The following is an 18,764-nucleotide window of genomic DNA, read 5'->3' as shown; positions in this document are numbered from 1 at the left end:
TTGCTTTCTGTTTTTAAAATCATGAAGGTGGAAGAAACCGAAATTTATTGGATTCAACCAGAATAAACAGAATCTCTTTCCTCTTCCAAAAGCCTTTTCTGCTGCGCCTGAAAGGTTTTATATTCCCGGATTCTATCCCGCTCCAGATCGTCTTCAGGTTCCAATTGGGCTTCCCAATCGAAATCTATTTTTTCCCAGGAAAGCTCCTCTCCTTTCACATGGAATTGGGTGAATCCGGGCTTGTAACCTTTCCAATTGCCTCCCCACCAGGCCGCACTCACCGACTGACTGGTCAGGTACCAAATCCCGTTGAATTCATAGTCTTCCGGCACATGGCTATGCCCTTGCAGGACGGCTTTGACATGGTGCCGCTCAATGATATGCCTGAATTCCCTGGTGTCTGATACGACCATGTGGTTCATTGCCAACAAATCCGGACTGGCATTCATCTGACCGATATGGTTGAATGCGGCGATATGGGTAACAATAACTGTTGGTTTGCCATAATTCGCTCCCAAGTCAAACCTCAACCATTCCAATTGCTCTTCCCCAAAGGCATGGGTTTGGGAAGGTCCGTGATCGGAATCTACTTCCAGAAGCGAATCCAATATTACAAAATGCCAATCCTTGTGGTTAAAACTGTAATAGGGACTTTCCATTCCAAAGGCATCCATATACAACTGCTTTCCTATGTCCGGATCATCAGCTGGCACTTTCCTCCTTGCGCTCCTTCCAAAGACATCATGGTTGCCAATGCAATGGTAGTAAGGCATCTCAAATCCATCTGACACGGATTTAAATATTTCGATTTGATCCAGGTATTCTTCTTTTTCCGTGTACATGCCGTCGAAAACCTGATCTCCTCCCATAAGGATAAAGTCTGCTTTTCTGGGCAGTCCATTGACTTTTTCCACACAGGTGGCATATCCAAGATGGCCCTTCCGCTTCCTCCTGACATGTGCATCCGTAAGGTGCAAAAAGGAAAAGGCATCTTCGCGTTTTGGGGCAGAGGCTATTCCCGAAGCAGGAATTCCCACTCCTGCCCCGGCAATGGCCACTTTTTTGATAAATTCCCTCCGATTAAAAAAAGTCATTACTGTACAGTTACATTAACAATCCGTGTCACTGCATAATCAGGTAAATTTTGGTTGGTCACCCTTGCCTCTACGCCTATGACCGTACCTGCCGCCACGTCATTGGGTATGGTATAATTGAACAGGAGAGAATCTGTTTTGGTAACATTGGAAAAGGCAGGTTGGTAATCCGACTCCTGAACCTGTACTGCTGCTGCGTCTCCTACCTTTACCCAAAACCGAATTTTGTCTATTTCGCCCTCAGACCAATACCTCAGGTCAAACCTACATTCGGTTCCCGGGGTGGTTGCAGTGGGCACAGGAGCTGATAAAGTAAAATTGGCAATGACCGGAATATACCCCTTGTCCTCTTGGATGATATCCAAAAGCGCATCAGTTGGGCCGATGTCACATGAAGTAATGGCTCCCGCAAACATGGTCAGTATGGCTAAGCAATATATTTTTATTTTTTTCATGACTTTGGAAATTAATTGTTGAACAACCACAAAATGATTCCTTGATTAGGTACTTCTGGCAAGCAGGTATTGGTGCCCGGTTCATCATCGGCGATATTGGAACGCTGAATCCATGGGCTTCCAGGAATCTGATTCAAGATGGGTTGGGCTAAACCCGGATACACCTCAGTATCATATTGGTAGCGGCGCATATCCGTCCAAGTTTCGATTTGAAGGTACAAAGCAATGTATTTTTGAAGCATAATGTCTTTTAACTCCAAATTATCAGCCCCAGTCGCTATCATAGGGTCGGACAAGTACGCGTTGATCGCACTTTCAGCAACCCCTACTTTGGCCATACTCGCTCGGATACCATTTAAGTATGCATCATAAGCTGCCCCTCGGTTGGAATCAAACTGCGCTTCTGCCTTGATAAATTCGATTTCGGCAAAAGTCAGCATCTGTAAGGGTGCAACATTTCTACTGAACCAAGTATCAGCTGTTAAATTCACATTGACCGCAGGATTATCCCCTACCAATTGGCCGGGAACCACTGCAATGTAATTGTCCGGATCTGCGCTGTTCATGTAGAAAGGCAATCTGGGATCATCCAAACCGGGGTATTGGGCAGAACCATCCATCATGTTGGTGATGAAAGTGGAAGGCTGCATGATTTTATTGACCGCATTTCCAAGGAAGGAAAACCAGGGATTTTGAATATCTTCCGTATAGGTCAATTGCAGGTCATCGGCATTGCTCGTAAAAGAGAGGGCTGCATCGGCCACCGCATTGGCCAGGAGAGATGGATTTTTCTCAGCAAGATGGAGATGATACCTGGCCCTGACCCCATATGCGGCTTTCAGCCAATTGGCCAAGTTGCCACCATAAATGTAATCATTGCTTACATTTCTTAGTGAAGGCAATTCAGGAAGTGGTCTTTGAAGTTCCTCAATGGCTTCATTGATCAAATTCGGAATGTGCACCTCATACATTTCCTGCATGGGATCATAACAGGGATAGAGATTTGTGGTCCCTTGGTTCGCCTGGGTATAGGGTACATCTCCATAGATATCTGTAGCCGTCATCATGTTCATCGCCAACAGCACCTTGGCCACACCGCTGTAGTTAAATGCCCCCTGGGCTTCAGCCCTTTCAATGATTTCCTGTAAACTTGGAATGACATCCGTATACAAGGGTCTCCAAATCTGGTCAAAACCGTAGGGAGTATACTGGCTAATGGCTTGACCTCCTAGATATTGTGGATATTGCACACCGTACTGGGAAGCACCGAATTGGGCACTTGCGGTGTTACGTATAGCAGCTGGAAGCAAGGTTTGAACAGTGACCTGATCTTCCGTTATTCTACCGGGATCCTGATTGACATCCAAAAAGCTGTCGCAGGAAACCAGATAAAGTGCGAAAACAAGAATTAATATCTTTTTCATGATTTTTTCCATTGATGGTTAGAAGGTGAAATTCAGACCGAAAAATACGCTTCGGGTTGCCGGTACATTGGTACCAACATAGCCAAAAACATTACTTCCGGGACCGTAAGCACTTTGCTCCGGATCAAACCCGATAAAGGGAGTGCTAATCCAAAGGTTGTTGGCCGTCACAGAAGCAGTGATCTGGGTAAATGGCGTTTTACTCAGCAAGCTACCTGGAAGGGAGTAATTGAGCGCCACATTTTGAAGCCTCAGCCAACTTGCTTCCTGAAAGCCGTTGAATTCAGAAGCCAATCTATAACGAAATGCATTGCCATAAAGGCTACTCACACCGATTGGAACCTCAGCGGTATTCGGTTCCCAAACGGGTGCCTCGACTGAACCCGTGTTGGTTACCCCATTGAAAACAACCAGTCTGTTTCTGAGCTCGGTCTCGGCGCCTGTTGGCGCCTCTCCACCTGCTTGACCATACCGCAACCTCCTGTTGATGTCAAAAACATATCCCCCCTTTCTAAAAGTAAAGAGAAAAGAAAACTCGAAATTCTTATACCGCAAGGAGTTGTTCCATCCACCTTCCCAGTCAGGAAAAGCATTTCCAATGTAGGAATCCTCAGCCAATGGGGTTCCGTTCCAGTTGTTATTTACATCAGGATATCCGTTGACGATGACCAATTCACCAAAGAAAGGACTGCTCGGGTCCTCTACCCGGCTGAGTGGCCAACCATACCAGTCACCTGGGCGTCCTCCCACTTGTACACGCTGCTTGACCCAGGGGGTTTCCGGTTGAAACACAATCTGCTCCAAGCCATCCGGTAAAGAAACAACCCTACCCCTCAGCCTGGACCAGTTAAGGATAGAATTCCATTGGAATTTTTCATTTCTTACCACCGCTACGTCAGCAGTCAATTCCCAGATGTTGTTTCTGATTTCTCCTGCATTGATTACAAAATTGGTGAAACCAGTTGCCCTAGAAACAGGAATAGGAACGATTTGGTCAACGCTGGATTGAATAGCATATGTCAGATCAAGTTTTAATCTATTGTTGAACATGCCCAAATCCATACCGAATTCCAAACCTCTAGTCCTTTCTGGCCGGAGTGTTTCAGAACCGATTGTAGGGCTTCTCACCACGCCAACAACCCCTCTAAATGGAGCCAGTGTACTGTAATAATTTCCGATTAGGAAAGGATTAGCATCTTTTCCTACTTCTGCAAAGGAAGCCCTTACTTTACCGTAAGAAAGTATTTTGGGGGAACTTGGCCTAAATGTCTCTGTGAAAATATAAGACATACTTACCGAAGGATAGAAGAAAGAACGATTGGCCTTGGGAAGTGTGGATGACCAGTCATTCCTTCCTGTTACATTTAGGTAAAGGGTTTGCTTATAGTCAAACATGGCATCTGCAAAAACCCCAATGATACTCCTACTGGTAGGAAATGACCTTGCTGTGTACTGACTGAGGTTATTGACAGACCAGAAATCAGGAATAACAAAATTGGTCCCAGAACCTGTCAAATTGGTAGAATTGATTGTGGTTACCTGATTTCCTAAAGTTATGGTTGCTGATATATCTTCACTCAATTGTCTCCTGCCAGTAATTAAGAGGTTGCTGTTGATTTCTGAATAGCCAATGACCTGCTCTGAAATGCTACCATTGCTGCCTGCTCCTATCAACGTAGTGGGGCTGGTCAGTACAAATCTGTCATTGCTATATTGGTCAATGCCTACTCTATAATTGACGCTCAACCAATCGTTGATGTCATAGTTCAATCCCAGATTACCCAGAAACCTGTTTAACGTTTCTTCCTGAAATGCATTTTGGGCAAAATACAGGGGGTTATCCAGTTGGGTAGAATATCGGATTGGTGTGCCGTCTGCATTGATAAAATCACTGATGTTTACGTCTGGAGCATACCTCGAAGCGTAAGAAATTACCCCTGCACCTCCCACACCCATTCGGGGATTGGTACCATTGGAATTGATATAGGTAGCTGAGCCATCAATGGTCAATCTTTCAGTAGCCTTTAAAGACCCGGATATCTTTACAGTAGTCCTGTCAAAATCTGAATTGGGTAGCACGCCAGACTGATCCAACCTAGACAGAGAACCGAAAAATGAAGCCTTGTCATTACCTCCTGAAAAAGAAAAGGCATTTTGGAATTGATTTCCAGTATTAAAAGTTTCATCCCATTGGTTATAAATGGGTGTTCCTTCCGGAATTGGCGGACCATCAGCCCTATAATCATTGGGATTGTACAAGCCATTGAAGCCCCTCAAATAACGGTCCTGCATCGGGGGCCTTTTACCAACCTCGTCAGCACTGTAACTGGTACGAAAGTTAAAGACAGTCTTCCCACTCTTTCCGGATTTGGTGGTAATCAGTACCGCACCATTGGCTGCTCTCAAACCGTATAGAACTGATGCTGCAGGTCCTTTCAAAATACTGATGTTTTCGATATCATCAGGATTAATGTCCGCAGCCCTGTTGGTGTTGGTGAAATTGGATCCTCCCCTGCCCCCTGTTATGTCCGTTTCATTACTAACCGGGATACCGTCAATGACAAAAAGTGGTTGGTTGTTTGCGTTTGGGTTGAGGGAATTGATGCCTCTGATCACTATGTTTGTTCCAGCGCCCGGTGCACCCGAACTACTGGTAATGTTGACTCCGGCAAACCTTCCTCTCAGCGCGTTCAATGCATTGGGTTGGTTGGTTTCCATGATGAGTTTACTGTCCACATCCTGTACGGCATAGCCCAATGATTTTTTCTCCTGTTTTATACCAAAAGCTGTTACCACCACTTCGGATAGCGCTTCTAAAGTAGGCTCTAAGGTCACATCCAATTGAGTCTGCGTACCCACCCGGACTTCTTTGGACCGATAGCCGATGTAGGAAAACTGAAGCACACTCTCAGAAGAAGGCACCGTAATGGAAAAATTACCTTCAATGTCCGTGATAGCCACTGTATTGGTGCCTTTCAGAACCACATTTACGCCAGGAAGTTCTTCTCCGTCGTCAGAAGAAACCACCTTTCCAGTAATTGCTGTCTGGGCAAGAACTTGCAAAAAAGCCCCCAAAAACAGCAAAATGATCATTGATAAACGTTTTTTCATGTTGGTAGATTAGTTTTACATTTATTGATTATTTATTTTATTAAAAGTAGTTTAATGGGTCTTTATTTATTTTTAAAGTGTTATAATTTCTTTTTTCATCATCAAATAATAATTGATATGATTTTTACTTTTTATAATATGCTTTAATTAAATGATATGAGTTTCATTTAATATTTCAATTAATTGATTATAAGAAAATGGGGTATATTGGAAATATCAAGTAAAATAAAAATTGATGGAATTGCAATTTTATGCTGTTTTATTTTTTTTAAATTTACATTAACAGGAATTTACACCTTATTTGTTGCTGTTTTTTGCTGTTTTTAGTAACTTGATTTTTTTCACAAATCAGCTATGCTCAAGCAAGAAAGACAGAAAATCATCCTTGATCAGGTGTATTTGCACAATAACGTGCTATTGATTGATCTGGCCAATCAGTTGGAAGTTTCCATAGACACCATAAGGAGAGATGTGGTGGAGTTGGAAAGTGTGAAAAAAATCAAAAAAGTACATGGTGGAGCTACCACATATGGTTTTAATTCGATAGATCCAAAGGAATCCAACATTTTCCTTATCGAGAAGAAAAAGGCAATTGCATCCAAAGCACTTAGCCTGATCAAAAAAGAGCAGACCTTATTGATCAGTGGTGGCACGACCAATTTAGAACTGGTAAAGATTTTACCAAAAAAACTTACTTTGACGGTTTTTACTCCAAGCTTGCATATTGCATTGCATTTGATGGAATTCCCAACCGTAGAAGTCATCTTCTTGGGCGGCCATTTGCTTCACGGTGCTAAATTCGCTGTAGGGAATTCTGTGATCCAATCCCTTTCTGAAATCAAAGTAGATTTGTGCTTCTTAGGAACGGGATACTCTCACCCTACCGAAGGGCTGACCGAATTTGAGGAAGAGGTCGCTGAAGTAAAAAAAGCCATGGTCAGAGCCGCCAAACAAACGGTTATCCTTTCTGTTTCAGACAAACTTCACACGGTACAACGATTTAAATCATGTGGATTGGAAGAGGTGCATTACTTGATTACTGAACTGAATCCCTCAAATCCTTTGCTGGATGATTATAGTGTCCGCTCATTTCAGATTCTTTGAAATCTCAGTCTATCGATTTTAAATAAAATCTCCAGGCTTTCCAATTCGTGACCTCATTAGAGTAAATTTTTTCTTTCCAAAAATTGACACTTTGGCTGACTTTTAAAATAAACACATTAAAATAAAATTATTTATATATTTTATTATATTATATAACCAATTTTTTATTACAAATTAAATTAAATGAATTGAAGTACCCCATGGTACCATTATTGCTTTATTTGGTATAAAACTTGTTTTCCTGTTAAAATCAAAATATTATTTCTTTAAAATAGCATAAAACAAGGTTAGCACTTCCTTTTAAGTTTCAAAATCTCGAACGAATTCACTTAAAAATCATTCCCATGGTTCAACATAAAATTCTAATTAAGTATGGAGGGAATGCCATGGTTGATACAAAAACCCAATCCCAAATTGCCGTCCAACTCCGAAGGCTGAAAAAGGCTGGCCATCAGATAATTTTGGTACATGGGGGAGGTCCATTTATCAATAAATCTCTGGCCAGATCCCACATCAAATCAGATTTCCATCTAGGACAACGCATTACTTCCCCGGAAGCCTTCAATGAAATACAGAAAACGTTGGTTGGAGAAGTGAATTGTAGCCTTGTCGGCATATTGAATCTAAAAGGCTTGAAGGCTGTTGGACTCAGCGGAAGAGACGGAATGTTGGTCAAGGCTAAAAAACTCGTTCCTGAAGACCGGTTTGACCTAGGCCGAGTTGGAGAAGTTGAAAGCATAGATCCTTCTCTGATCCATGTTTTGACCGATAATGGTTTCACTCCTGTGGTCACCTGTATAGCGGATGATCAAAACGGAAAAGGCCATAATATCAATGGGGATAATTTTGCAGGTGCTTTGGCTGCAGCTTTCCAAGTGGATCGTTTTGTATTGCTAACAGATGTAGATGGACTGTATGCAGAATATCCCGACCCGAACTCCATCATATCTTACCTTAGACAACCTGAGCTTGCCAGTCAATATCAACAAAACATCACCGGAGGCATGATTCCAAAAATCCAGGCCTGTGAAGCGGCTCTTTTAAAAAAGGTTCCCAAAGCAGTAATCCTCAACGGCACCAAACCGGAGCAATTGACGGATTACCTTCTTGAAAATAAACCAATTGGAACAACTTTGACCCTTTAAACCATGAATATTACCAACCAATCTCTACACGAACTGGACAAAAAAAACTATCTGCCTACATTCAAGAGGTTTCCTTTGGCCTTCATAAAAGGAAGGGGAAGCAGACTCTGGGATGCAAACGGAAAAGAATACATCGATCTATTGGCAGGAATAGCAGTCAACAACGTAGGTCATTGCCATCCAAAAGTTATAAAGGCCATCCAAGAACAAGCTCAGGAACTGATCCATGTTTCCAATTTTTTTGTCAGCCCCCCTCAAGTTGCGCTTAGTGAATTACTCGTGAAATTGACTGGGTTGGAAAAGGTGTTTCTGACAAACAGTGGGGCTGAGTCAGTGGAAGGAGCATTCAAAATTGCCAGAAGGTATGCACACGCCAAAGGCAGAGGGGGGAAAATTATCTCGATGCAGAATTCCTTTCATGGCCGCACTCTGGCAACTATCGCAACAGGGCAATCCAAATACCAAACCGGTTTTGCACCCATTCCGGCAGGCTTTGAACAAGTTGCCTTTAATGAACTGGAGGAATTAAAATCGAAAATTTCAGATGAAGTGGCTGCAGTCATCTTAGAGCCAATTCAAGGGGAAGGTGGCATCAATCCAGCCAAAGTGGCTTACCTTAAAGCGGTAAGAGCGTGGTGTACTGAAAATGATATACTACTGATTTTCGATGAAATTCAGTGTGGAATCGGTAGAGCCGGTCATTGGTTTGCCAAAGATCATTATGGGGTACAGCCTGATATCATGACTTTGGCCAAAGGCTTGGGTGGAGGTTTTCCTGTTGGTGCATTCCTTTGTAACGAAAAAGTAAGCAAAGCCATAGAATACGGAGATCATGGGACTACGTTTGGTGGTAATCCACTAGCAGCAGCGGCGGCATTGGCTACCCTAAAAGTCATTTCCGATGAAAAGCTATGCACTAAAGCCTCCAAAAAAGGGGCTTGGCTAAAAAAAGCTTTTCTCAAACTTCAGCAAACGCATCCATGCATCCTTGAAGTTCGGGGAATGGGCCTTATGATCGGAGTTCAGTTTGATCAGGAGGTGGCTCCGATTGTCCATAAGCTCATGGAAGAAGGCATCATTGCAAATGCCACTGCGGGATCAGTATTAAGAATTGTTCCACCATTGAACATACCACAAGCTGATTTGGAAACCTTTATTGACACACTCGAAAAAATCCTCAAAAACCAACCCAATCTTACCCATGAAAACCTATAAAATTGCAATCGTTGGTGCTTCTGGTTTCACAGGTTCTGAATTGGCTAGACTTTTAGTCAGTCACCCGGCTGTATCTATCGAACACATCACCTCAGAATCCCATGCCGGAAAGTCATTTTCAGACCTGCATCCTCAATTTTACGGGATACTTGAGAAGTCACTGGTATCATCAGATCAACTACCATTAGCAGGGCAAGACCTAATTTTTCTGGCCTTACCTCATGGCGTCTCTATGGAGTTTGTAAGAAAATGGTCGAAATCAGCCACCAAGATAATCGATTTGTCCGGGGATTTCCGGCTTTCAGGTCAAAGTGCGTATGAAAAATGGTACCAAATAGAACATACCTTCCCTGATGGTTTCAAGGATGCAGTATATGGCCTACCTGAATTAAATGCCTCATCCATTAGGAAAGCAAAACTTGTGGCCAATCCAGGCTGTTTTCCTACCGCATCCATTTTGGCGTTGGCTCCACTTTTTGCAGCTGATATAATTAGGGAAAATACAGTGATCATTGATGCCAAATCAGGCTTGACAGGGGCAGGGGTAAAAGCAACTGCCACTACCCATTTTTCTCAGGTCAATGAGAATTTCAAAGCCTATGGGATCAGCAAACACCGACATACTATTGAAATAGAAGAGCAATTGGAGTTGCTCAGCCAAAAATCCAACTTGGTTCAGTTCACCCCGCACCTGTTGCCTTTAGACCGTGGGATTTTGGTCACTGCTTATGCAGGGTTGAAGGAGGATATGGATCAAAATAAACTTGATGCTTTGTACAGAGGATTTTATAAGGATCAACCATTTGTGCGATTGAGAAAGACGCCCCCAGGAATCAAGGATGTGAGAGGCAGCCATTTTGCAGACCTCTATCCTGTATGGGACGAACGGACCAAAAGAGTCGTTGTTCTATCGGCGATTGACAATTTACTGAAAGGGGCCGCAAGTCAGGCAGTCCATAACATGAACCTGATGCTGGATCTCCCCGAAAACACAGGCCTCAATCAAATTCCCTTAAAACCATAAAATAACAGTTATGATCAATAATATTACCAATGTAAAAGGCTATAAATGCTGGGGAGCCCATACAGGAGTAAAATCCATGAAGCGGGATCTAGCCATCATATACTCGGAAGTTCCCGCTGCGGCAGCTGCCACCTATACCCAAAACAAAGTTCTAGCAGAGCCTATCAAAGTAACCAAAAAAAATCTGGAGAACCATAAAGCCCAGGTCATCATATGTAATGCAGGAAATGCAAATGCCTGTACCGGTGAACAGGGAAGACTCGGGGCTGAAGCCATGGTAAATGTAACCTCTGAACTTCTAGGAATTTCAAAAGACCAGGTTATTGTGGCTTCTACGGGTCTGATAGGTGAACCGTTTCCTACCCAAGAAGTGGTGGAAGGCCTTAAGGTCAACATCCCAAAACTAAGTTCACACACCAAAGCAGGTTCTTTTGTGGCCAATGCCATATTGACTACAGATACTTTTGCCAAAGAGGGATTTGTGGATTTTGAATGGGAGGACAAAACCATCAGTCTAGGTGGTGTCGCAAAAGGATCCGGTATGATCCATCCCAATATGGCCACCATGTTGGCCTTTGTAGTCACCGATTTTAAAATTGAAAACAATTTGTTACAAGAAACTTTGTCCTACTGCGTAGACAGAACTTTTAATATGATCACAGTAGATGGTGACACCTCTACCAACGACATGGTAGCCATAATGGCCAACGGAATGGCTGAAAACAAAATGGTTAGGTCCAAAAGTGACCCTTGTTATCATTTATTTAGGGAGAAATTAATGGAACTGCTTACCCATCTGGCCAAATTGATTGTATCCGATGGGGAAGGTGCTTCAAAATTCATTGAGTACAAGGTTTCTAAGGCCAGAAATGAAGCCATCGCCCGAAAACTAGTTCGGGAAATTTCCGATTCCACTTTAGTGAAAACCGCCATGTTTGGTCGGGATCCCAATTGGGGTCGTATTGTGGCAGCATGCGGAAATGCAGGCGTTCCTTTCAATTACAAAAAAATATGCCTCTACATCGGTGATAATAACCAATTGGTCAAGGTGTTGGAAAAAGGTACCCCAATGAAGTTTGATAAGAATTTTATGAAAAAATTACTTCGGGAGTCTCATATCAGAATTCATTTGGAATTGAACAGCGGAAAAGAAAGTGCTGTCGGTTGGGGCAGTGACCTTACCACGGATTATGTCCTATTCAATTCAGTTTATACTACTTAAATGAATGGAAGTCCAAGTGTAAGCTTACTGGAAAAATCTGTTTGGCTTCCTTCGAATATCCTTGGGATGCTTTCTGCAATTTATAAAAAAAGCCACCCTGTACAATGGGCGGCTTCTTCGAGTTGGTTTTAACTATACGTAATTGTTCAACATGACTGGCATGACCAGCATGAGGATATCTTCATTTTCATCGATTTCAGATGGAACGATAAGCCCTGCCCGATTGGCAGCGCTGAACTTCAAGGTTACCTCTCTGGAAGCAATATTGCTGAGCATTTCTATCAAAAACTTGGCGTTGAATCCGATTTCTATGTCTTCTCCTTCATGGTCGCAGGAAAGTCTCTCATTGGCTTCATTGGAAAAATCAAGATCTTCTGCCGAAATCTGCAGTTCCGAACCTACCAATTTCAACCTCACTTGGTGGGTGGTTTTGTTGGCATAGATGGAAATCCTTCTCAGTGAACTCAAAAATTCCATCCTATCGATGGTCATGTCATTGTTGTTGTCCAAAGGAATCACATTTTCATAATCCGGAAATCTTTCATCGATCAATCTACAGATCATTTTGATGTTCCCAAAATTGAAATAAGCATTGGAACTGTTAAATTCCACTTTGACGGATACATTCTCGGAAGGTAGGGTTGTTTTCAGCAAGTTCAGTGCTTTTCTGGGAATGATGATGCTGGAAGCTTCCGGCGAAGCAATATCCACTCTTCGGTACCGTATCAAACGGTGGCCATCCGTTGCAACGAAAGTCGTATTGGTATCGGAAAGGTTGACAAAAACACCGGTCATGGCTGGCCTTAACTCATCATTGCTCGTAGCAAAAATGGTATTGTTAATCGCACTGCTCAACACCTCTGTCGACATATCTACAGTAGTGGCATTGGATACTGTGGGAATCTTCGGAAAATCAGTGGCATTTTCCCCTGAAAGCTTGTAACGGCCATTGTCAGAACTGATTTCAATGCTGTAGGTATCGCTGTCAATACTGAATGTCACCGGCTGCTCTGGCAGGTTTTTCAGGGTATCAATCAAAATCTTGGCAGGTACGGCAATATTGCCATCTTCCTTGGCTTCCACCTCAATTTCTGTCATCATGGATGTTTGCAAATCAGAGGCTGTAATCGTCAGTTTACCGGCTTTGATTTCAAAAAGAAAATTTTCCAGGATAGGCACCACCGGATTGGTAGTTACCACTCCATTGATGGCCGATAGCTGCTTGAGCAGGGCTGAGGAAGAAACAATGAATTTCATACGGTTAAGGCTTATTTATAGGATGTTTTAATAACAGGGTAAATTTATAAATAAAATTATAAAAGCAGGTACATGTGGGAGGTTTCTGTGGAAAAAAAGCAAACTATATTCATTTGGTGTACCTTCGCTTCCTCCAATAGATTTTCGCCAAGCCTACGATCAAAACTAAGGCAACAGGAAAGGCTACATTTAAGGTTTGCCAGTAAGCTTTCTCTTGGCTCACCTTCACTTTATTCAAAGGCCTGATTTTAAAACTTTTGGCTCGGGAGGCCATGATGCCTTCCGGTTCGATCAGAAAGCTGATCACATTTTGAAGCAGCTCCCGGTTGGCGTTGCCCATTTCATCAAAGGGATCTACACCTAAGGGTATAGGTTCTCCTGATTTTTCATCGATCAAACTTTTAAACAAACTTCCATCTCCTGCCACCAATACGCTCCCTTTGTTTCCTGATTCAAGAAATTCTTCCTTATCGACTCCGTCGGGCAAAAATCTATTTTTAAAAAAAGAAGTAAATTCTCCGTCAAGCAGGTAAAGTAAGGGCAAATGTTGCAGGTTAAACTGGGCCACATTTGGCGGTTCGGCCATGTCCTCAAATGCAATGCGAACAGGAGCGGAAAGCCTCCTGCTATATTCAGAGCTGAAAATCAAAGGGGTCTTCTTCACCCCATCGGCTTTAACGGTATCCATAGAGCTTACAAAGCGGAAGCTAATCTGGTCCAGTCCCTTGGTGATAGGATGAGCAGCCATGAGCCCTGCCTGAATATGGAATGGCCAAGGTAAGGGGACTATTTGGCTTTGATCCCCAAAAGTGCCTGCCACTACGGGATAATAACCAAAATTCATATCTTGGATCAAGTCCTTATTGATTCTGATCCCATACCTGAAAAGCAAACCCTCCAAGCCGGTTTCGAAAGGCATACCTACCGTTCCGTCCCCACCGGCTTGCTTCAGGTCGATGGCCAATTGATCGATCAAAAAAACCAAATTCCCTCCATGCATTAAATATTGATCCAAAAGATAGATTTCCCGCTCAGTATAAGCTTCTTTAGGACCCTTGATCATCAGGACCTCAAAAGTCAATAAGTCTTGGACGGATTTGGCCTGTTCCATGGGGATTTTATAAACTTCATAATCCTCAATCAAACCCTCCACTACACCGAAACCATCGTCTTCCTCCATTTCTCCATGCCCTACAATCATTCCAACAGCATATTTCTGTTTATTGATGAGCCTCCGAATGGAATTGATCAATTCAAATTCCAGGTTTTCAATGGACAAATTAAGGATTTCATCAGGCCCCATTCCCTTTTCCCCCTTAAGCACCAAAGTGCCCACTTCAAAAAGCTCATCCCGCACGACTACGCCTGGAAAGATCATCTGAGACCTTTGACCTGCCCCTTCGCTGACAAACAAATTGGTAGGATTGATGCCATATTCTGCCAGTCCGACAATATAATCTTCTCTAACCTCTTGAGGCAGTTGGAGGGGATCAAGATAAGAAGCACTTATTTTTTTGTTGCTGTAAGCATTGAAGGTCCTGATGGTTTCTTCAATTGATCTTTGAAGGCGGCGCATGCCACCCGGCAATTTACCTGTCAGCAAAATATCCACCTCAATAGGGGATTCCACTTCTTGCAGGACAGCGATGGAAGCAGGATGAAGGGAATACCTTCTTTCTTCGGTCAGGTCAAGTCTAAAGGGCAATAAAACATGAACCAGAATCAGGATCAGGGCCAAGCCCAGAAAACCTAACAAATACTGATTCAATCCTTTTGAATGCTGCTTCATTTTTTCTTGATGACACATAAGGTTGAACCCAAAAAGACTAAAATCAAAAGAAAGAAATAAAGCAAATTACCGGAATCCACTACCCCTCTGCTTAGGCTTTGGTAGTGGTAACTCATGCTGATTTCTTCCAAAAATAGTGCTGCGGCACTCATAAATTGCAGTTGCACCAGAGCTGTCAGACCAAAATAAAGCAGAAAACTTAAAAAGACCCCAATGACGAATGCTACGATCTGATTGTCAGTCAGGGAACTGCTGAAGATCCCAATGGCAGCAAAAACAGCCCCTATTAAAACCAAGCCAATGAAGGACCCGAAGAATCCCGCATGATCAATATTGCCGGGAGGATTCCCCAGTTGAACCACGCTGTAATAATAGATCAAGGTGGGTAAAAGGGACAACAAAATCAAAGTGAATGCTGCCAAATATTTGGCCAATAAAACGGACAAATCACTCAAAGGAGAGGTCATCAGCAATTCCCAGGTTCCGGTTTTCTTTTCCTCCGCTATCATTCTCATCGTGACCGCTGGAACCAGAAACGTGAAGACGAAAGGGGTGTAAACAAACAAAGGTTCCAAATCTGCAAAACCATATTCCAACACACTGCTATCTGGAAAAACCCAGACAATCAGTCCCAAGGCAATCAAAAAGACCGAAATAATGAGGTATCCTGTAAGATTATTGAAAAAAACATTGATTTCTTTGAGGTAAAGACTGTTCATGGATCAAGCTTGAGTCAGTTGCTGAAAAATGTGTTCTAGGTTTTTTTCTATTTGCTGTATCCGCTGTAAGTTCAAGGATTTTTCCTGAACAATCCCTAGAAGAAGCTTTCTGACCCTTTGGGGATCTTTGGTTTGAATTTCTACCTGATTGGGAGCGATGAGTACAGCATGTTCTACGCCTTGTAGGTCAAACCAAGCTTTTTCAAGATTTTCTTCTGTTTCCATCAGTAAGATACTGTTCCCTACCGCCTTCTTCAACTGAATCAAAGAATCCTTGGCAACGATTTTACCTTTGTTGATGATCACTACCTGATCGCAGATGGCTTCCACTTCCTGCATGATGTGCGTACTGAGGATCAAGGTTTTATTGATACTCACCTGCCTGATGAGTTTTCTGATTTCCACCAATTGATTGGGATCCAAACCTGTGGTAGGTTCATCCAAAATGATGACTTTAGGATCATGGATCAATGCTTTTGCCAAACCGACCCTTTGTCTATACCCTTTGGACAACTGTGCGAGTTTCTTCTTTTTTTCCAGCGAAATGCCACATTGATCAATCAGTAATTCAACCCTTTTTTTGAGATATTTGCCTTTGAGGCCATAGAGACCCCCTATAAATTCCAGAAATTCTTTGACATACATGTCCAAGTAAAGCGGATTGTGTTCCGGCAAATAGCCCACCAATTTGCTGACCTCATTGGGTTTTTGCAAAACCGAAATGCCATGGACCAGCACATCCCCTTCATCCGGCAAAAGGTAACCGGTGGCTATTTTCATGGTGGTGGATTTACCAGCGCCATTCGGTCCCAAAAATCCCAAAACCTGGCCGGGCAGAGCCTCAAAGGAGACCTGATCCAATGCTTTCTGTTGCTGATATTTTTTAGTCAGGGAGCTTACTTCCAGAGACATCAGGTTTTGGGTGAGTGCTTTGAAACATTTGAAATGACTTAGGCAAAGTTAATTACAAAGACGTAATCTGCAACAAATGAAAACAATAATACAAGTTTGGGTTGATTTGCACCCAAATCAGGGATGCCTTAGTCCGATTTTACAAAAAGCTTTTTAAAACAGATCAATTTCCCTATTTTGTTTTCCTGTTTCTATTTAAATCTGATTATGATAAATAAAACCTTTCTTTGCCTATTCTTTTTGGCTACGTCCACTGTTCTCGGCCAATCCAAACTCAAACCCACCATAGATCAAAAAGCCTCCGCCATCGAGGACAAGGTCATCGAATGGCGAAGGGATTTCCACCAATACCCTGAATTGGGCAACCAAGAAACCCGCACCGCGGGGATCGTTGCTGAGCACCTGCGTTCTCTTGGGATAGAAGTAACGGAAGGAGTTGCCGTAACTGGGGTGGTGGGTGTATTAAAAGGAGGCAAACCAGGACCCACTGTAGCCCTTAGGGCAGATATGGATGGATTGCCTGTCACAGAAAGAAATGACCTGCCATTCAGATCAAGGGAGGTAGCAGAATACAATGGACAAAAAACCGGCGTGATGCATGCCTGCGGTCATGACACCCATGTAGCCATACTCATGGGGGTTGCTGAAGTATTGGCTGGCATGAAAAAAGATTTAGAAGGTACCGTAAAGTTTTTCTTTCAGCCTGCAGAGGAAGGTATCATGGATGGAAGTGTGGACACTTGGGGGGCCAAACAAATGGTGGAAGAAGGAGTGATGCAAGATGTGGATGCGGTTTTTGGTTTACACATCAATTCCCAAACAGAAGTTGGCTCGATTAAATACCGCTCAGGACCTGCCATGGCAGCTGTTGACAATCTTGAAATTGGAATCAAAGGAAGACAGGCACATGGTGCAGCGCCATGGTCTTCTGTAGACCCGATTGTGACGGCCTCCCAGATGGTAATGGGATTGCAGACCATTATGAGTAGAAATGTCAATATCACACAAGACCCAGCTGTGGTGACCATCGGCGCAATTCACGGAGGAATCCGACACAACATCATCCCAGAGCAGGTTGATATGATCGGTACCATCCGGACCTATACGGATGAACAGCAGGATTTGGTCCATAGAAGGATTAAAGAAATCGCGGAAGGCATCGCCACAAGTGCCGGCGCAGAAGCAAATGTACAGATCAGCAAACTGTATCCTGCGACGGTCAATGATCCTGAACTTACCACCAAAATGTTGCCTACGCTGGAACAGGTGGCAGGTAAAGATAAGCTAATCGCTCATGAACCCATTACCGGAGCAGAAGATTTCAGTTTTTTCCAAAGGGAAAAACCCGGTCTTTTCATTTTCTTGGGAGGGATGCCGGAGGGAGGAGATCCTATTACAGCGCCGTCCCATCATACCCCTGACTTTTTCATAGATGAAAGTGGATTTCTCTTGGGAGTTAGGGCATTGAGTTATTTGACGGTTGACTATTTGGGCATGAAACAAAAATAGCCTAGGTTTAACAAAGCTATTATACCTTTCATTTTAACGCACAAAAAGGTAGACCAAAGGAACAGAAAGCCACGCTTTGGTATCAAAATCGTAGAGCTCCTGAACCGTCTCCACAACGATGGTTCCGAGGGCATCTCTTGTTATTTTTTCTATGCTTTGTAAAGTGTTAACATCAGAAGGTTGGTTTACCAATACAAACTCGCCGCTATCAACTTCATACTCAACCAAAATAGAGATGGTTCTTTCGGTGAATCGGATAACAGGGGTGCCATCTCCCTGCGTGGTCTGAACAGCACCCACCAATAAAGGCATGTTGAAAGAATCAGGATTTCCGGGGTTGATAAAAAGCGTTTGATCTGAGAGCGTTTGGGAACTAAGGACTTGTTCCAAAAGATCCCTAGACACTACCCCATCATTGGTAAAATCTCCTTCAGTAATCGCAGTAAGAGACTCCAGTTGATATATTCCGTAGAAATTAAAGGTTGGGGGAGTTTGGCTATCATCACTTCCACACGCATTTAGAACTAGGAATGGCAGCAATAGAAACCAAAAATTTTTACGGGTTTTCATAATTTTGTGATTTAATCGAAACATGCCTTTTCAGGTATTCACTTGAGGAGGGCAATTTACGAAGGCGAAAATTGAAAAAAGAATAAACCTTTAAAAATGGTCTCGAATCCACTGAATAGTAAAAGCCAATCGAACCTCCTTGTAGGCATATTTTGGAGGAAAAATGGTTAATTCACGAGTTACTTAAAAGTAATGGAAGGTAAGCCTTTAGGGG

15 protein-coding genes are annotated in these 18,764 nt (G+C 42.9%); 6 read left to right on the top strand and 9 right to left on the bottom strand.

From position 1 onward, the window contains the following. Nucleotides 1-53: 53 nt before the first annotated feature. The 4 genes from H1A14_RS15735 to H1A14_RS15720 are packed head-to-tail and all read right to left on the bottom strand — an operon-like array spanning nt 54 to nt 6,084. Nucleotides 54-1,094, bottom strand: a complete 1,041-nt coding sequence (locus H1A14_RS15735; protein WP_194777241.1) for a metallophosphoesterase — start codon at nt 1,092-1,094, stop codon at nt 54-56. Next, on the bottom strand, nt 1,094-1,549 hold the full coding sequence (locus H1A14_RS15730; protein ID WP_194777240.1) for a hypothetical protein: 456 nt from the start codon (nt 1,547-1,549) through the stop codon (nt 1,094-1,096). The genes H1A14_RS15735 and H1A14_RS15730 overlap by 1 nt, the downstream gene beginning before the upstream one ends. Before the next feature lie 11 nt (nt 1,550-1,560). Then, nucleotides 1,561-2,973 (bottom strand): SusD/RagB family nutrient-binding outer membrane lipoprotein, encoded by a 1,413-nt coding sequence (locus H1A14_RS15725; protein WP_194777239.1) that lies wholly within the window; start codon nt 2,971-2,973, stop codon nt 1,561-1,563. 18 nt (nt 2,974-2,991) lie between these two features. Continuing rightward, nucleotides 2,992-6,084 (bottom strand): SusC/RagA family TonB-linked outer membrane protein, encoded by a 3,093-nt coding sequence (locus H1A14_RS15720; protein WP_194777238.1) that lies wholly within the window; start codon nt 6,082-6,084, stop codon nt 2,992-2,994. A gap of 354 nt (nt 6,085-6,438) precedes the next feature. Between H1A14_RS15720 and H1A14_RS15715 the strand changes: the two genes are divergently transcribed. The 5 genes from H1A14_RS15715 to argJ all read left to right on the top strand — a co-directional run bounded on the left by H1A14_RS15715 (nt 6,439) and on the right by argJ (nt 11,794). After that, a complete protein-coding gene (locus H1A14_RS15715; RefSeq protein ID WP_194777237.1) occupies nt 6,439-7,188 on the top strand; it encodes a DeoR/GlpR family DNA-binding transcription regulator in 750 nt (249 codons plus the stop codon). Nucleotides 7,189-7,532: 344 nt separating this feature from the next. Beyond that, complete coding sequence (argB, locus tag H1A14_RS15710) at nt 7,533-8,333, top strand: acetylglutamate kinase (RefSeq protein ID WP_194777236.1); 801 nt, start codon at nt 7,533-7,535, stop codon at nt 8,331-8,333. Between the two features lie 3 nt (nt 8,334-8,336). After that, nucleotides 8,337-9,548 (top strand): aspartate aminotransferase family protein, encoded by a 1,212-nt coding sequence (locus H1A14_RS15705; RefSeq protein WP_194777235.1) that lies wholly within the window; start codon nt 8,337-8,339, stop codon nt 9,546-9,548. Further along, the gene (gene argC, locus H1A14_RS15700; RefSeq protein ID WP_194777234.1) at nt 9,535-10,572 is read left to right on the top strand and encodes an N-acetyl-gamma-glutamyl-phosphate reductase; all 1,038 of its coding nucleotides are present in this window, start codon (nt 9,535-9,537) and stop codon (nt 10,570-10,572) included. Before H1A14_RS15705 ends, argC begins: the two co-directional genes overlap by 14 nt. A gap of 10 nt (nt 10,573-10,582) precedes the next feature. Then, nucleotides 10,583-11,794 (top strand): bifunctional glutamate N-acetyltransferase/amino-acid acetyltransferase ArgJ, encoded by a 1,212-nt coding sequence (gene argJ / locus H1A14_RS15695; protein WP_194777233.1) that lies wholly within the window; start codon nt 10,583-10,585, stop codon nt 11,792-11,794. 132 nt (nt 11,795-11,926) lie between these two features. Here argJ and dnaN read toward each other — a convergent pair whose 3' ends face one another. The 4 genes from dnaN to gldA form a co-directional block, all read right to left on the bottom strand. Then, nucleotides 11,927-13,051 (bottom strand): DNA polymerase III subunit beta, encoded by a 1,125-nt coding sequence (gene dnaN / locus H1A14_RS15690; protein WP_194777232.1) that lies wholly within the window; start codon nt 13,049-13,051, stop codon nt 11,927-11,929. Nucleotides 13,052-13,160: 109 nt separating this feature from the next. Continuing rightward, nucleotides 13,161-14,840: a gliding motility-associated ABC transporter substrate-binding protein GldG gene (gldG, locus tag H1A14_RS15685; protein WP_194777231.1), complete on the bottom strand. Its 1,680-nt coding sequence runs from the start codon at nt 14,838-14,840 to the stop codon at nt 13,161-13,163. Continuing rightward, on the bottom strand, nt 14,837-15,559 hold the full coding sequence (gldF, locus tag H1A14_RS15680) for a gliding motility-associated ABC transporter permease subunit GldF (protein ID WP_194777230.1): 723 nt from the start codon (nt 15,557-15,559) through the stop codon (nt 14,837-14,839). Before gldF ends, gldG begins: the two co-directional genes overlap by 4 nt. A gap of 3 nt (nt 15,560-15,562) precedes the next feature. Continuing rightward, nucleotides 15,563-16,471 carry a gliding motility-associated ABC transporter ATP-binding subunit GldA gene (gene gldA / locus H1A14_RS15675; RefSeq protein ID WP_194777229.1) on the bottom strand — a complete coding sequence of 303 codons (909 nt, stop codon included), beginning with the start codon at nt 16,469-16,471 and terminating at the stop codon, nt 15,563-15,565. A gap of 207 nt (nt 16,472-16,678) precedes the next feature. On the opposite strand from gldA, the gene H1A14_RS15670 reads away from it, so the two are divergent. After that, entirely contained in the window at nt 16,679-17,980 is a 1,302-nt protein-coding gene (locus H1A14_RS15670) for an amidohydrolase (RefSeq protein WP_194777228.1), read from the top strand. Between the two features lie 33 nt (nt 17,981-18,013). Here H1A14_RS15670 and H1A14_RS15665 read toward each other — a convergent pair whose 3' ends face one another. Then, nucleotides 18,014-18,550, bottom strand: coding sequence for a hypothetical protein (locus H1A14_RS15665; protein ID WP_194777227.1), 537 nt, complete (start codon nt 18,548-18,550; stop codon nt 18,014-18,016). Nucleotides 18,551-18,764: the final 214 nt, after the last annotated feature.

This window comes from Pararhodonellum marinum (assembly GCF_015354735.1).
GTDB classification, from domain to species: Bacteria; Bacteroidota; Bacteroidia; order Cytophagales; family Cyclobacteriaceae; genus Pararhodonellum; species Pararhodonellum marinum.
The sequence above is the reverse complement of the archived record's forward strand: the minus strand, read 5'-3'. Positions and strand labels throughout refer to the sequence as shown.

Excerpts from the sequence above, each read along its gene's own strand:
- H1A14_RS15735 (WP_194777241.1), bottom strand. The coding sequence starts at position 1,094 with ATGACTTTTTTTAATCGGAGGGAATTTATCAAAAAAGTGGCCATTGCC.
- H1A14_RS15730 (WP_194777240.1), bottom strand. The coding sequence starts at position 1,549 with ATGAAAAAAATAAAAATATATTGCTTAGCCATACTGACCATGTTTGCG.
- H1A14_RS15725 (WP_194777239.1), bottom strand. The coding sequence starts at position 2,973 with ATGAAAAAGATATTAATTCTTGTTTTCGCACTTTATCTGGTTTCCTGC.
- H1A14_RS15720 (WP_194777238.1), bottom strand. The coding sequence starts at position 6,084 with ATGAAAAAACGTTTATCAATGATCATTTTGCTGTTTTTGGGGGCTTTT.
- H1A14_RS15715 (WP_194777237.1), top strand. The coding sequence starts at position 6,439 with ATGCTCAAGCAAGAAAGACAGAAAATCATCCTTGATCAGGTGTATTTG.
- argB (WP_194777236.1), top strand. The coding sequence starts at position 7,533 with ATGGTTCAACATAAAATTCTAATTAAGTATGGAGGGAATGCCATGGTT.
- H1A14_RS15705 (WP_194777235.1), top strand. The coding sequence starts at position 8,337 with ATGAATATTACCAACCAATCTCTACACGAACTGGACAAAAAAAACTAT.
- argC (WP_194777234.1), top strand. The coding sequence starts at position 9,535 with ATGAAAACCTATAAAATTGCAATCGTTGGTGCTTCTGGTTTCACAGGT.
- argJ (WP_194777233.1), top strand. The coding sequence starts at position 10,583 with ATGATCAATAATATTACCAATGTAAAAGGCTATAAATGCTGGGGAGCC.
- dnaN (WP_194777232.1), bottom strand. The coding sequence starts at position 13,051 with ATGAAATTCATTGTTTCTTCCTCAGCCCTGCTCAAGCAGCTATCGGCC.
- gldG (WP_194777231.1), bottom strand. The coding sequence starts at position 14,840 with ATGAAGCAGCATTCAAAAGGATTGAATCAGTATTTGTTAGGTTTTCTG.
- gldF (WP_194777230.1), bottom strand. The coding sequence starts at position 15,559 with ATGAACAGTCTTTACCTCAAAGAAATCAATGTTTTTTTCAATAATCTT.
- gldA (WP_194777229.1), bottom strand. The coding sequence starts at position 16,471 with ATGTCTCTGGAAGTAAGCTCCCTGACTAAAAAATATCAGCAACAGAAA.
- H1A14_RS15670 (WP_194777228.1), top strand. The coding sequence starts at position 16,679 with ATGATAAATAAAACCTTTCTTTGCCTATTCTTTTTGGCTACGTCCACT.
- H1A14_RS15665 (WP_194777227.1), bottom strand. The coding sequence starts at position 18,550 with ATGAAAACCCGTAAAAATTTTTGGTTTCTATTGCTGCCATTCCTAGTT.